This window comes from Phycisphaeraceae bacterium (genome assembly GCA_019454185.1).
Lineage (GTDB): Bacteria > Planctomycetota > Phycisphaerae > Phycisphaerales > UBA1924 > JAHBWV01.
Map to the genome: position 1 here is coordinate 3220067 of CP075368.1, position 14916 is coordinate 3234982.

The 14916-nt window shown below is 66.2% G+C and carries 7 protein-coding genes and 1 tRNA gene; 4 read left to right on the forward strand and 4 right to left on the reverse strand.

From position 1 onward, the window contains the following. Nucleotides 1-13: 13 nt before the first annotated feature. On the reverse strand, nucleotides 14-2092 hold the full coding sequence (locus KF838_13585) for an ADP-ribosylglycohydrolase family protein (GenBank protein ID QYK47809.1): 2079 nt from the start codon (nucleotides 2090-2092) through the stop codon (nucleotides 14-16). Between the two features lie 137 nt (nucleotides 2093-2229). Here KF838_13585 and KF838_13590 point away from each other — a divergent pair, with 137 nt between their 5' ends. The 3 genes from KF838_13590 (at nucleotide 2230) to rpoN (ending at nucleotide 6724) form a co-directional block, all read left to right on the forward strand. Then, nucleotides 2230-3765 (forward strand): hypothetical protein, encoded by a 1536-nt coding sequence (locus tag KF838_13590; protein ID QYK47810.1) that lies wholly within the window; start codon nucleotides 2230-2232, stop codon nucleotides 3763-3765. Between the two features lie 180 nt (nucleotides 3766-3945). Then, nucleotides 3946-5004, forward strand: a complete 1059-nt coding sequence (gene gmd, locus KF838_13595) for a GDP-mannose 4,6-dehydratase (protein QYK47811.1) — start codon at nucleotides 3946-3948, stop codon at nucleotides 5002-5004. Nucleotides 5005-5173: 169 nt separating this feature from the next. Continuing rightward, nucleotides 5174-6724, forward strand: a complete 1551-nt coding sequence (rpoN, locus tag KF838_13600) for an RNA polymerase factor sigma-54 (GenBank protein ID QYK47812.1) — start codon at nucleotides 5174-5176, stop codon at nucleotides 6722-6724. Between the two features lie 31 nt (nucleotides 6725-6755). On the opposite strand, the gene KF838_13605 is transcribed toward rpoN, so the two are convergent. Next, entirely contained in the window at nucleotides 6756-8609 is a 1854-nt protein-coding gene (locus KF838_13605; GenBank protein QYK47813.1) for an ABC transporter permease subunit, read from the reverse strand. 66 nt (nucleotides 8610-8675) lie between these two features. Then, nucleotides 8676-9299 (reverse strand): hypothetical protein, encoded by a 624-nt coding sequence (locus KF838_13610; GenBank protein ID QYK47814.1) that lies wholly within the window; start codon nucleotides 9297-9299, stop codon nucleotides 8676-8678. A gap of 322 nt (nucleotides 9300-9621) precedes the next feature. On the opposite strand from KF838_13610, the gene KF838_13615 reads away from it, so the two are divergent. Beyond that, nucleotides 9622-9696 (forward strand) — tRNA-Glu (locus KF838_13615). A gap of 15 nt (nucleotides 9697-9711) precedes the next feature. Here the strand turns inward: KF838_13615 and KF838_13620 are convergent. Next, entirely contained in the window at nucleotides 9712-14847 is a 5136-nt protein-coding gene (locus KF838_13620; protein QYK47815.1) for a DUF4132 domain-containing protein, read from the reverse strand. Nucleotides 14848-14916: the final 69 nt, after the last annotated feature.

Consider the following 14916-nt stretch of genomic DNA (forward strand, 5'->3'; position numbering starts at 1 on the left):
CAAGAGCCGCGAGTCAGGGGCGTCGGCCCGAAGCCATGTCGACGTGTTCGAGCCAGCGCACGGCGGCTTCGAGATACTCGCGGTCGGCGTTGTCGGCGATGCCGTCGCCGTTGAGGTCGCGCAGGGCGGTGTCGGTCGTGGTGTGCCAGGTGTGGAGGTCCTCGGCGTCCACGCGCCCGTCTCCGTTGAGATCGAATGAGCCGCGCGTGATGAGCGAGGGGGGCGCAAGCCCGTCGAGTTCGGCGCAGGTGATGAAGGGGGAGGCCGAGCCGCCGGGCGTGCCGACGATGCGCACGCCGGTGACGACCATCGGAGTGGGGAGCGGCACATCGATGATCTCGAAGGGTCGGAGCGTGAGCTGGGTGAGCGGGGCGTCGTTGATGGCGATCCAGGTCGCGCCCGCGCCGAGCCCGAGGCGGACCTGCACGTTGAAGGTCTCGTACCACCCGCCGTCGGGAGGGGACGAGGCGTCGAAGTGATCGCCCTCGATGAATCGGACACGGTCGATCAGCACGCCTCTGTCATACAGCACGGAGAGCGTGATGGGCGAGCCGGGCGTGACGGGCGCGCCCTGGGTCGAGAAGAAGAGGCGTTCGCTGTCGTTGAGGATGTCGAGGCCCGAGCCGTCGTGCTCGATGGTGTTGGCAAAGCGGGCCTTGGCACCGGAGCCGCGCCCGGATGGCGGCGCGCCGACGTGCGAGGTGGTGGTAGTGACGACGCCGCCGGCGAGGCGGACGCGGGTGGTCGCGCTCGAGAGCCAGAGATCGGTGATGGGGTTGAGTTGGTCGGGCGGGTTCTCCGCGGGGCGCGGGAGGACGATGACGGGTGAGCGTTCGTCGGCGTACCCGCCCGATTCGTTGACGGCCGCGCGGACGAGGGGCATCATCCGCTCGGCCATGCTCGCGAAGGAGTCGAGTGCGCCATCATCGCCGGGTGTCCGATCGGGCAGGTTGTTGCGTGTGCGTTCGATGTCGTAGCGATCGGAGAGGACGAGCGAGCCGGGCGTGAGGCCGAGCGTGCTCTCGATCTGTGTGATGAGGGCGTCGCGCCCAAGCATGAGCCCAAGAAGCCCGCCCATCGTGGCGGTGCCGTTGTCCGAGTCCCAGCCGCTGAGCGTGCCGATCTGGATGGTGCGGAGGAAGTCCCCCTCGCCGTAGAGGAGCGCGATGAGCCCCGTCGCGAAGTTGACGCTGGACTCGGTCCACTGGCGGTACTTGAAGCCGTTGGCCTCGGCGTTGAGCTGGTAGCGCTCATAGACGAGGTCGCGGGTGCGCTCCCAGTTGTTCTTGTCGGGGTTGTCGAGGTAATCGGCGAGAACGGTGTCGATGATGTCCGACGCCTTGGAGGTGTCGGGGATGAGGGCTCTGGCCCGATCGACGAGCAGGAGAATCCGGTCTCGCAGCGGGAGCAAGGGGTCGTAGTCCGCGGCGAGCGCGTACAGCGCAACGTGGAACTGCGAGGCGTGCGAGGCGTGGCCCCGGGAGGTGTTGGCGATGTGGATGTCCGCGAGGCGGAGCGCGACTTCCGGCGAGCCGGGCGCGAGCGCGCCGTAGAACTCGGTCGTGAGCTGCGCGTCGATCTTCAGCCAGAAGGGATTGGCACAGGGAAGGCCCGTGGACGGGGGCGTGACGTTGCGGCGCATGAGCTCAAGGGCGCGGAGGTTCGAGACCCAGAGGTACTCGTCGTCCATGTGGGCGAGCCAGGTGTCGGCGAGCGTCTGGCCGGAGATCCACGGCGTGCCGCCGAGGGTCATGGCGTGCAGGGCGAGGTACTCGACATCGGTATCGTCATCGCTGGGCCAGGGGTCGAGGGAGAGAACAAACTCGAGCGGCCCCTTGCCGAGGTTGATGCCCCAGTCGGCATCGGTGAGGAACGGGGGGACGGTGACCTTGCCCTCAGAGCGGAGCCCCGTCCACGTCGCGATGGACTCGGCGAGCCACATGGCACGGAGACGCGAGGTGTAGTCGGCCTCGGAGATGATGCGAGGGGTGTGGGAGTCGGCGTGTGACGTGAAGGTGTGGAGTGTGAGAGAGATCGACGCGGCGATGGTCATCGCCACGGTGAGGCCGAGGTTGCCCGCCGGATTGCGCACCAGTGTGGCCCTCCTACGGATCATTCTTCGGCCGTTCGGGGTACGGGGCGAGCGGGAAGTGTGAGGATCTCAGGGAATGGTCCTCGGCTCGGGTCTTGTTCGATCGGTATCCCAGCGCGGACCGATAGAGTCCGTGCATGGCGGATCGTGAGCGACATCTTCTGGCCAGCGGTGCTGGCGGGCCCGGGCCTTCAGGCGGGCTCGGCCCTTCGGACCGACACAGGCCTGTCGGCTGGGGGCTGGCGTTGCTGGTCGGCCTTGGCGCGGCGTTGCTCTCGCTGCTTCCGGCGTGGGTGCTGATCGCAACTGGTGAGTATGGCGGGCGGGGCGCGTTCGATCAGTTGAACTATCACGAGCCGGCGATTGTCCGGTTCGCCCAGCAATGGCCCCGCATGGAGTTCGGGAACTATCTCTCGGCGACCACACCGGGGTATCACGTTGTTCTCGCGGCGGCAGCGCAGGTGGTGGGGACCGAACGGGCGGTGCTGCAAGTCCTGGGTTCGCTCTTCACCGGCGGGCTGCTGGTCGTGCTGGGGGCAGCGGCGGCGCGTCGCGTGGGGGTGCGGGTCGCGGCGGTGATGATGCTGCCGCTCGTGGGCTCGATGTATCTCTTCTTCCCCGGCGTATGGCTGCTGCCGGACAACGCCGGGTGGCTGGGTGTTGTCGCCTGTCTGCTGATCGCGCTCTCGGGGCGTGTGGGGTGGAAGTCGCTCGTGGCGTTTGCCTGCGCGTTCGCGGCGTTGGTGATGGTCAGGCAGGTTCATCTCTGGACGCTCGGGCCCGCGCTCGCTGCGGCGTATCTCGGCTCTCGCGAGAGCGAGCCCAATCGGCGTGAGGCGTGGGATGTGCGGGGTCTCGTGATCGGGGACTTTGCGGGGGGGATGTGCCGCGTGGGCGCGGTGCTTGTGGCGGCGGCGTTCGCGTTGATTCCGTTTGGCGCCTTGGTGTGGCAGTGGGGGGGCCTGACGCCCCCGTACTTTCTGAGGCACCAGGGGTTGAACCCGGCAGCACCGGCGTTTGTGCTCGCGGTGTTCGGCGTGTTTGCGCCGGCCTACGCGGCTATGGCGTGGCGCGGTTTGTCGCGGGTTGCGGCTTCGAACGCTCCGGCGATCGCGCTTGGCGTGCTTGTCGGGTGTGGTTCCGCGCTCGCGGTGCCGAGCACCTATGACCAGAGCGCGGGACGGTGGACGGGGCTGTGGAACCTCGTGAAGATCGGGCCGGAGGTGATGGATCGTTCGATCGTGCTGTGCGTGCTCGCGGGGATCGGGGGCGGGGTGTTGATGTTGATGCTGGGCGGGTTGTCGCGGCGCGATCGCTGGATCGTGCTCGCTGCGGTGGTGGGGTATGCCGCGGCGCTCGCGGGGACGCACGAGGTCTGGCATCGGTATGTGGAGCCGTTCGTGCTGATCGTGCTCACGCTGGTGGCAGCGCGTGTGGTCGGACGAGATGGGGTCGGGCTTGTGGGTGTCGGGCGTGTGGGGCGTGTGGGGGGTGGAAGGTGGGGGGGGGGGGGGGGTGTGGCGGTTTCGGCGGTGGGTGTGGGGTTGGGGGCGTTGACGTGTGTGACGGTGTCGCGTGGGAAGCCGGTGCGGGACCTGGGTTTGTATGAGGTGCCGGCGTTCCGGGTGGAGGGGTGGTCGATGCCGCGTGGTGTGGTTCGGGAGGGTGAGTGAGGTTTGTGGGGCGCGGAGAGGGAGAATCCGCCACAGCCGGGGCGGTATCTTGCCGAAACGTGAGAACTTGGGAAGTCCGGGCGGGCTATGAATGATCCCGCCTCGGTTGTGCGGCACTGCCCGAACATGGGGCGAACGCGGATTGTTGAAGAGGCGTGCAAGCGAAGGGAAGAACGAGCCATGGGCGAGCAGAAGCGTGCGTTGATCACGGGTATCACGGGCCAGGACGGTTCTTACCTGGCGGAGTTTCTGCTGGGGAAGGGGTATGAGGTCCACGGGATCATCCGTCGCTCGTCCTCGTTCAACACGGGTCGGATCGACCATATTTATCTGGACCCGCACATCAAGGGCGGGAACCTGAAGCTGCACTACGGGGATCTGTGCGACGCGAACGTGCTGGACAAGCTGATGAACGATGTGAAGCCGCACGAGGTGTACAACCTCGGCGCGCAGTCGCACGTGCGTGTGTCGTTTGACATGCCGATCTACACGGCCGAGACCGTGGCGATGGGCGCGTTGAAGCTGCTGGAGGCGGTGCGGAACTTCCAGGACCGCTCTGGGCAGCAGGTGAGGTACTACCAGGCCTCGAGCTCTGAGCAGTACGGCAAGGTGGTGGAGACGCCCCAGAAAGAGACGACGCCGTTCTACCCTCGGAGCCCGTACGCGTGCGCGAAGATGATGGCGCACTGGGCCACGGTGAACTATCGCGAGTCGTACCAGCTGCACGCCTCGTGCGGCATCCTGTTCAACCACGAATCCCCCCGGCGCGGCGAGACGTTCGTCACCCGCAAGATCACGCGCGCGGTAGGTCGGATCAAGATGGGCCTGCAGGACAAGGTCTTCCTCGGCAACCTGGACTCGAAGCGCGACTGGGGCTTCGCGGGCGATTACGTCAAGATGATGTGGATGATGCTGCAGCAGGAGACGCCCGACGATTACGTCGTGGCGACGGGGAAGACGATCAGCGTCCGTGAGTTCGCGGAGTTGGCGTTCGCGCACGCCGGGCTGCACTTCAAGGACTTCGTTCAGTTCGATCCGCGGTATCTGCGCCCGGCGGAGGTTGATCTGCTCCTCGGCGACCCCACCAAGGCCAAGAAGAAGCTCGGATGGGTCCCGACCACCACGGTCGAGGAACTCGCCCGCATGATGGTGGACGCGGACATGGAACTGGCGCGGCGTGAGAAGACGCTGCGCGATGCGGGGCACGAACTTCCCGAGTTCGCCGGGCACGATCAGTGAACCGCCCGGGCCGGGTTCGGAAGGACGTATGATGCCGAATGTCGGAGCCGCGCGGCGCCACGAGGGCGTCGGTGGTCGGACTTCGACCGGCGCGACGGATCGCGTCCGAACCCCATGAGCCGCTCCCATGCGCTTTGAGGCCTCACAACACATGCGGATGGGCCAGCACATGAAGCTGGCGCCGCGCATGATCCAGTCGATGGAGATCCTCCAGATGCCGCTCGCGGAGCTGGAGGAGCGCATCGAGCAGGAGCTCGAGAACAACCCGACACTGGAGATCCTGGAGCCGGGCTCGTCGGCCGAGGCGGACGCCGGTGGTGCCGGCGCTTCGGATGGGGCGTCTGTTTCCGGCGATGGCCGCGAGGGGCAGTCGGAGGAACGTCAGGGGGAGGATGCTGACTCGTTCGAGCGGCTGGAGGGGTTTGAGGAGAGCAACCCGGAGGCGGTTGAGAACTCGTTCGACGAGGGCGGGCCGCAGCTCGATGGCCAGTTCGAGGGCCTCTCGCGCGTTCGCGATGGCGGAGAGATCGACGCGAAGATGGAGGCGATGGCGTCGGCTCCGGCGAGGCAGGGGAGCATCGCCGAGCAGTTGCGGGCCCAGTGGGGCGTGGTGGAGGTTGATGAGGCGCTGCGTCCGTACGGAGAGTTCATCATCGACAACCTCGATGGGGACGGGTATCTGCGGGCGGGGACGGGGGAGTTGGTTGAGCGACTGCCACCCGCGCTCCGGCGGGCGGAAGCTTCGGAGCTTCTGGAGCGTGCGCTGAAGGCCGTGCAACTCTTTCTTGAGCCCGCCGGTGTCGGCGCGCGCGATGCCCGTGAGTGCCTGCTGCTGCAGTTGGATGCGATCGAGGATGGGGAGACCGCGGACGATGTGGTGGGGGCGTGGGACGATCAGGAAGAGCGAGCGCAGGTGATCCACGCGGCACGTCTCCTGGCGTCGGACTTTCTCGATGATCTGATGAACAACCGCCTGCCTCGCATTGTCGATCGCAGCGGTCTCTCGATGGATCGGATCAAGCAGGGGCTGGTGCTGCTGCGTCGTCTCTCGCTCTCGCCTGCGCGTCGGCTCGCGCCCGAAGAGGCGACACCGATCGTGCCGGATGGGTTCATTGAGTATGACGAGGACCAGGATCGGTACTACGCGTATCTGAACGATGCGCGTCTGCCGAATCTTCAGGTGAATCGCGAGTACGCGAAGCTGACGCGTGACAGGTCGATGCCGCAGCGTGACCGCGAGTTCATCCGGACGAACATCGGGAACGCGCAGTGGCTCATCGACGCGGTCGAGCAGCGCAAACGCACGCTCCTCCGCGTCATCGAGGCCGTCATCGATGCGCAGCGCGAGTACTTCGATTTCGGGCCTCAGTCGCTCAAGCCATTGCCGATGACGCAGGTCGCTGAGAAGCTGGGCATCCACGTCGCCACCGTCAGCCGCGCCGTCGCCGAGAAGTACGTCATGACGCCACGGGGCGTCGTCCCTCTCCGCGGGTTCTTCACCGGCGGCACGCAGACGGAGAGCGGAGAGGACATCTCGTGGGACGCGATCAAAGCGGCGCTGCGCGAGGTCGTCGATCAGGAGGACAAGTCCAAGCCGCTGTCAGATGATGCCCTGGCCGAGGCACTGAAGGGGCGCGGCCTGGAAATCGCCCGTCGAACCGTCGCCAAGTACCGCGAGCAGTTGGGCATCCCGACGGCGCGCCTGCGCAAGACGTTCTAAAAGCCCGCACGGGTCGATCGCCATGCGGCGATCACTTCACGCCCGCCAGCTTCCGCACCGTCATGTCAAAGTTCTTCACGAGCGCGGCGTGCACCGCGTAGACGATGCCGATGTACGCGCCCGCGCTGATGAAGCAGCCGATGGCAAGCGCGACGCGCGCGGTGGTGAGATCGTGCGAAGAGATGGTCTGCGAGAGCATGTCGGCAGGGTTGATGGTCGCAAAGAGCGCGGAGCCCGGACTGAGCCCGGCCAACGCGGGGCCGAGAAGGGCGAACTCGGAGCCGGCCCGCCACCCGCACAGGCCGACGAAGGCAGAGACCGCCGCGACGATACCGACCGACGCAACGACGGAGCCGAGCGTTCCTTTGCTTTTGAGCGACCAGTGAAGCCCGACGATCGCGCAGAAGGCGATGAACGGGACGACGACGATGGGGAGTATGAGCGCGGCCTCGGGCAAAACGATGGGATGGGCGAACTGCTTGGCGAGCGCGATGGAGGTGATCATGGCTCCATCCTCGCGACCGAGGCCGCCCGTCAGGGCGTAGAGCGACGCGAAGGCGACAGTGCCGAGTGGTACTGCCAGAAGCGGGAGCAGATAGGCGATGAGCCCGCGGAGCTTTCCGGTCAGGTACGCGCTGGGGGTGATGGGTGTGGTAAGGAGCAGGTCGAGCGTGCCGTCTTCGCGCTCGCGGGTGACGGCGGTCGCCGCCATGGTGATCGCCAGCAGCGTGATGACGCCGAGTTCAGCGGTGACGGTGGTGAGCAGTGCGAGCTGGAACGAGGCGGGCGCCATCGAGCCGCTGTGATAGAGGAAGACCAGTCCGAGGCCGAAGAGGCCGCCGAGCGCGATGAAGGACCATCGGGCGATCGACTTGGGGAGGGAGGCGTTGCGTGCCGCGGCTTCGCGCCACGCGATGGGGTTCGCCCAGGGCGTGCGGGGCGGGCGGTGCTCTGCGCCCTTGGCCCCCAGCCGGAAGATCCGCCTATGCAGGGGAATGCCGCTTGCCCCCGACCCGATCGTCTGAAGCCCGCCGGCCCGGACGGTGATGGTGCTGGCGATGAGTAAGAAGAGCGAGAGGATGAGGCCGCCGATGTTGGAGGTGGCGACGGGGCGGACGTAGAGCCAGTGCTGGATGCCGGTGAAGGTGCCGAGCGGGGCGGTGGGGTATGAAGAGGGGGAGAGCATGGCGCGGAGCGCGAGGAAGGGGTTGAAGGCGGTGAGGATCGTGACGCCTTGCCCGTTGGGGTTGATACCACTGTTGCGGAGGTATGAGTCAAGACCAATCGTGACGGCGAGGTAGGTGACGACCGCGACATAGAAGAAGAAGACGGACCGCTTGCCGACGACGCGGCTGACCGCGAGCGCGATGGCGATGGAACCGACGACGAGCGCGGCGGTCGCCGCGATGAGATAACTGGCGAAGATCGACTTGCCGGGTACGCCCCCGAAGTACTGCGTGAGCGCGAACAAGGGGAGCGAAGCAAAGAGGAGCGCGAGAATGAAGAACAGCCGTCCGAGCAGGTTGCCCAGGACGATCTCAAGAGGTCCGAGGGGCGTGGTGAGCAGGACTTCCCAGGTCCTCGGGCTGGCTTCCTGCGCGATCGCGCCAGCCATGAAGACGGGCGCGATGACGCAGATCAGGGCGATCTGCAGGTAGGCGATGAAGGTGAAGCTCGACGCGCCCACGGCGGCAAGCGTGCGGTAGTCGAGGTCTCCGGAGCCGGCTTTGGCAAGGATCAGCCAGAGAAGGACGATGATGAGTGCCGCGAGGTAGCCCGAGCGGATCAGCATGTGGCGCGTGCGGCGCGAGCCGTTCTGCACGAGGCGGACGGCGATCGGGTTTGTGGGGCCAAGTCGCAGCAGCCACCGGAGGATCACGGGCATGGGGCGATCATAGAGCCGCGCTGGATGTGGTGCAGATCGGGACTGGCGCGTGGATGTTCGTTCGGGTCAGCGCCGGTCGGGATCGTCCGCGAGCATGAGGCGTCCTGGGCCGCTGGCGGTGAGGGAGTCCCAGTCGAGCTTGGGGAAGAGGGACTTGAGGTCCTCGATGGTGATGCGTGTGGCGAGGTGGGTTCCGGTGCGGTCGATAGCGGTGTAGGCGATGACGGGCTCACCGAAGCGGTTCTCGCGGGCCTCGATGCGGATCAGCAGCCCCTCGCTTTCGAGCGTGCCGATCGAACGCCAGGAATCGGAACCGGCCCATGTGGGGGATTCGGACGCGACTCGCTGGGTGGGCTTCACCGCGCCGGATTCCAGCACGATCTGGCGGAGCTGCTCGGCGGGAATGGTGCGGATGGAAGCCGCATCGCCCGCGAGGACGCCCTGCGGATCGGGCTTGAAGACCATGACCGAACCGACAAGCGTGGCAAGGCCGAGTGCGAGCGTCACCTTGAATGGGGAGACGAAGCGGCCGCGGGCAGGGGTGCTGGAGGATGTGTGTGGGGGGGTGTGGGTGGGTGCGTGGGGGTGTGTGTGGGTGGGGCAGCCACACTCGTCTGCGCACAAGGGGGGGGCATCGGTCTGGAGCGTGCCTTCGATGGTCTCGTCGTGCTGATGGGGATCGAAGGTCATCGTCCGGCTCCTCGGGTCGTCGCGTGGCTGCGTGAAAGAGAGAATCGGATACAACCGGGCGGATGCGACGATCTTCGCGAGCCGGGTGTGCGCACCGGCAGAGCGTGCGCGGGTTACACCGTTCATATCGGCTCAGGTCGGCTGCAGGGTCGTATTCTCGGACGGGTTGTGATGCGGGGGGGCGTGCGTGGAGACGTGCGTGGGGGGGCGTGTGTGTGGGGGCGTGTGTGGGGGGAGTGATCTGCCCGGACGCGTGATCGGGCGGCCGGTTCGCGCATACAGTTGGGCTCGCTGCCGGTCGAGAGACCGCCGCGAGCACGACGGCCCCGTCGTCTAGCCTGGTCCAGGACACCACCCTTTCACGGTGGACACGCGGGTTCGAATCCCGCCGGGGTCACTTTCATGGGATCTGTCACCGGGAGCGGATCTGCTCCAGGATGAACGGGTCCTTGATCTCTCCATCTCGGGCGAAGAGCAAGATCTTGCTGAGGATCTCCGCTGTCTTTGGGTCGTCGTCTGCAAACGGGAGGAAGAGGCGGCCCCGCTGCTGGGCACCGACGGCGACGACCTCGAGGGAGCCGCCGGGGAGCATGTGGATGACGCCGCTGCCGAGGTGGACGCTGTAGTCGGCTCGCTCGCCGGTGATGATGGCGTGGTTGTTCTTGATTCTGACATTGCTGAGCTTCAGCAGCGCACAGGTCTCGCGCGCGAGCGACGCGCGTGACTCCACGGTGGACTCGCTCGCCTCCGGGTCGACGCCGCCCCGATGAGCGACGCTGACGGCCAGATCGACATCCCGCATCACCTCGCTGAACACCCGCGCCGGCACGTCCACGAGCTTGATCGCGTCGTACGAGCCGAGCGGGCGGAACGTGACAGACTCGACCGTGAGCCCCTCGACCTCGGCCGGTGTGTAGAAGGACTCGGCGAAGGAGAGGAATGCACGGACGCGTTCGTGGTGGAACGTGCGCTGGACGCCGTCGTCGGGACGGACGACCCAGCCTCGAGAGCCCAGGAGCGCGATCGCCTGGCGGGGCTCGACCTGGTGTCCGGCGTAGCGCGTGCTCTCTGACTTCCCCTTCTTCTCGGCGGGCGTCGGGACATACAGCTCGCGGAAGATCTGCTTGAAGGGCTGGATGCGTTCGGCGGCGAAGCACTCGCGCTGCCATGCCGACCAATCGCCGGAGGCAAGCAGATCGTGAGGGTGCGCGATGCGGAAGGACTCCTTCTCGCGGAGTGCCGATGTCTTGCCGTCGCGCCCGCGAAGTCGCGTCGCGCCGGATTCTGCGTATCCAAGCCGCGGGGCCTTCCCGTCGCCGACAAGGATGAGCCGCTCGAGCATGGGGCGCAGGACGGGGTGGGCACAGAGCGTGCGGAGTTCGGCGCCAGTAAAGACATCGCCGCGGCACATCGCGGCTTCGAGCGACTGCCGCACCCGCGATTTCTGCTTCTTCAGCTCACGCGAGCGATCGAGGAGTTCGGCGATCTCCGGGGCCTTCTTCGCGGCGGCGGGGATGGAGGCAAGCCGCTTGCCCTTCTTCTCGCAAGCCACCGACACGCCGCCGGTCTCGTCGATCGAGAGGGTCACGGTGACATCGCCGGACTTTCGCGTGAGTGAGCCCTCGCCGAGGTCGCCGGAGGCCTCGATCTCCATCGCCCACTGGAGGCGCTGCGGATCGGCGTAGCCGGCGGTGCGAGCGAGGTTGTCCAGGCCGATCTCGACGGCGCGTTTCTCGGAGGCCTGGAGCATGGAGCCGCCGTGCTTGCGGCTGGTGCGGCGCATCTCCTGCATCACGAGGTAGCGGTCCTTCAGTTCCTTCCGTCCCGCATCGCCGGAGGGAAGGGGAACCAGCCCGAGGGCGCGGGCCGCATCCTGCGTGCGTTTGGTTGTTATGGCCTTCTTGAGATCGGCGGCCTTGGTGCGCCCCAGGATGGCGTCGGCGAAGACCTGGGCTCGTTTGTGGTTGGCCCCGGCCGCCGCGGCTTTGGCGAGGGCGTAGACCTGGTTCCACCGCTTCTCGCCGAGGGCCTTGTAGACGCGGAGGAACCAGGCGCGATCGACCGCTCCGTCCTTGAAGTCCTCACGATCGACGACGGTGCGTTCGGCGACTCGGGAGCGCCAGACGGTGCGGACTTCATCCGCGTATGACATCTGCGATTCGCTGTTCTTGGCGTGCGCGTGGATCCACCAGGACGCGTCCTCCAGCCCTGCCCAGCCGAGGTGTCGCTCGACGTGGCCGGCCCACTGAGGTGCATAGAGCGCGAGCTCGACGAGGCGCGTCTCGGAGAGGTCGTGCTGCCGGACGAGTTGGCTGAATGAGGGGTCGGTGTCTTCGGACACGGGGAGGGAGTAAACGATGAGGCGGCAGAGGGAAGTGGATCGGTCTGTTCCGTAGAGGTAGCCCCGCTTGAGCGACCGTCCCTTCAGTGCGGCGATGGCGCGCAGAGCGATGGCCGAACCTTCGAAGAGCTTGAGTTCTTCCACAACGGGCGTCGCGGTGGTGGTCGCATCGCCTCGGGCGATCTCAATCTCGGCAGCCCGCTCTCTTATCTTCTTCAAGCCGTCGATCACGACCTGGCAACGGTACCGACCTGAGAGATGCGGGCCGAGACTCCATCTGTCCATGATGTGGTCGCGCCACTCTTCGCCCTCATGCTCATGGATGGCAAGGCGGAAGAAATCGATCTCATCCGCCTCGTTCGCGTTTGCGGCGGCCACGAACTCGACAAGGCTGGGGCGGGGCATGTTGCCTTCCGGGTGGCTGTTCCAGCTATGCCACTTCTGGTGGTGATTAGTCGCTCGTTTCTCTTCTAAGGGACCGCGCAGCACACGCTGGTAATAATCGGGCCAAGCGGCATCCACCATGCGGTAGAGCCGATAGAGCCGAAGTCGAGCAGTTGTGGCACTATCCCCGGGGAGCGCGGGAATGAGAGTGTGAATGTATCGAGCCCACGACTCGAAGGGCAACTCGATTGCCGTCGACTTCGGACGCGTCCGACGATCGCTCTCATTGCCCGGAATGCGATCAATGAAACTGCCCCTGGCAATCGCGCCTTCGGCTTGATGGAGCAGTGTGTCCACCGTCGGCGACTCGAGCAGACGAAACATGAGCCATCTGATGATGTGTGCGGCCAACGGCAGCGGCGCTCTCGGCGCTGGTGTTGGCAAGATGGCCTTGATGCTGGAGTGCCACTTGCCTCGATCTCCCCATCCGCCGCAGTCTGTAAAGACGTCGACGAGCCACGCGAGGAGGAGGACCCGTGTAGCCGCTTCTCCATAGGCCGTAGCCTGACTATTCCACCAGCCAAGCCACAGTTCCGCATGCTGCATCTCACCAAGATCGAGACTGCCGTCCGCAGTTCGGTATGACGTCCAATGAGAGCGTCTGCCCTCTCCATCGCCCGGATTCCACAACTGGTACGGGTAGGCTCCGCCAAGCACCATCTCGTGACTTGGGTCCTCTGGATCTCTCGAGCCAGAGATCGGCAGATCTCGATTGGCCTGCATCAGCCGCTCCAGCGACATGAGCATCGCGATCGCCTCGCGCGTCATCACCAGCGGCTCGAACGTCCGGGGCCTCGGCACCGAGTCCGGCGGGATCAGCACCCGCTCCGGAGGGACCAGCCCGAGACAGTCGCGCAGTGTCGGCATCACGATGTGGCCCTTGCGAGCGGTGGCCAGGAGCGATTCCACGCGGGCATCCGGTTTCTTGTTCTTGGTTGATCCGGCGAGTGCATCCGATGCACGCGTCGCCTCTGCCGCCACACGATCCACCGATCGCTTCTTCCCCGCCATCTGGGCGAGGATCTCCGCACCGGCCAGATGCTGCTCTACGCTGGCAGCCCCGAGCAGGCGGCTCGCGCTCGCCAGCGCATCCTCATCGCTCTGCGTCAGCAGACGCTCGATCCCCTTGGAGCGGATGTCCGATGCCTTGCGCGCGAGCAGTTCCTCAATTCGGTCTCGCTCCGCGGGTGTGAGCGGGTGGGGAGAAAGAACCCTGAACGCGGCCTCCCGCGTCTCTGTCGCCGCATCCCCGAGGAGCGCGATGAGCGCGGCCTGCGCCTCGGGCTTCAGGGGTCTTGGCTTTCCCTTCTCGGCTTCGGCCGCCACTCTCAGGCCCTGTGCCAGACCGATGCCGAGCGCAACCTCGCGCCGTTCCCTCGGGCCGAGTTTCTCCAGACGCGGGATCAGTTCCTCTTTCCGGCTCGCGGGCGCGATTCGCACCAGCGGGCCGCCGACGAACGCGGTGCTCACTGTCCCGCCCGTCCACGGCCAGATGATCGGCTCGAGTTTCTTGGGCTTGCCAGCCGCGACACGATCAAACACAGCTGCCAGCGCATCGAAGAGTGCGTCGGTCTTGAAAGACTCCGGTGCGCCAACGGGCGCGGCACGCTCAACGGCACGAACAGCCCCCGCGACCACGCGCTCGTCCGCATCATTCAATCCGGCCAGTATCACCGGCATGAACTCCGGCGCGCACGCCATCTGCGCGATCGCGACCGCCGCGAATCTCCGTTCCGGATCCGCATCCTTGACAAGTCCCGCCGCCCGCTTGGCCGCAGCACCCAGGTCGCGGAACGCGATGCACCAGAGCGCCATGTACGCTTCTTCGCCATTCCCCGACGCGAGGGCCTTGTCACGCGCCCGCTCGTCGGTGAGGTACTGGTGTGCACGCTCAATCTGCTTCTGGATGACGGCGGGACCGATCGAGTCCCATCGAAGCCCGAACCAGACATCCGCCGCCCGCACGACCGATGAGAAGCGGACAAGCCGCTCCTCTCTGATCAGGTCCAGAGACCTGATGAACGCGTCCGGATGGCACTCGTGGATGGACTCGAGAATCGCCTGGCGAAGTCCTTCTTCGCGCTTGCCGTTGAGCAAGAGGTCCGCGACGAACTCCCACGCCTCGGGTCGCGCGGACATGAGCAGGGCAGCGATGACATCGATCGACATCTCGCCGATGGGATGGGAGTTTGTAGCGGACGCCTTGAGGATCTCAAAGACCTTCTTGCCGGTGTCGTCCCCGATATCGATCGCGCCCGCGAGCACCGCAGCGAGATGGCAGTCGTACCCGCCCAGGTGCGTGATCCACGCCGCGAGCCACTCCGGATCGGCGTCGTATCCGACCAGCGCCCCGACGACATCCACGAACCAGACGCCGCGCGAGATCGTCAGGTGTCGCTTGGCGCTGCCCGCTCGGAACGGGACGCGCGCACTGAAATAGTGGTCGGTATCGATGAAGGCGGCTCGGCGCGGCAGGTCGCGCCACGCCCGATCGAGGGCCGGTGCCAGTTTCGGGAAGACTGCCTCAAAGAGCGCGAGCCGCTCTGCATCGGAGAGCCCCTCGATCTCCTTACCGATCGCCCGGTGCTCAGCGTCCGAGGGCGAGTTGCGATGATTCCCCTTCTTGATCGTCAGCGCGATCTTGGCCACCGTCGCCGTGCGGTCCAGTATGACGTCCGGGATGTTGGCGCGACGATCGCGCAACCAGTGGCTCTCGTTGCTTGCGTGGAACTTCTCGAGTTGCTCGGTGCGATCCTTCCGCATGTCCGTTTCTCCCGGGCGCAGCATTGCAAACCCGCACGATTGCGCGGGCTGGACAAGATATCAGATCGG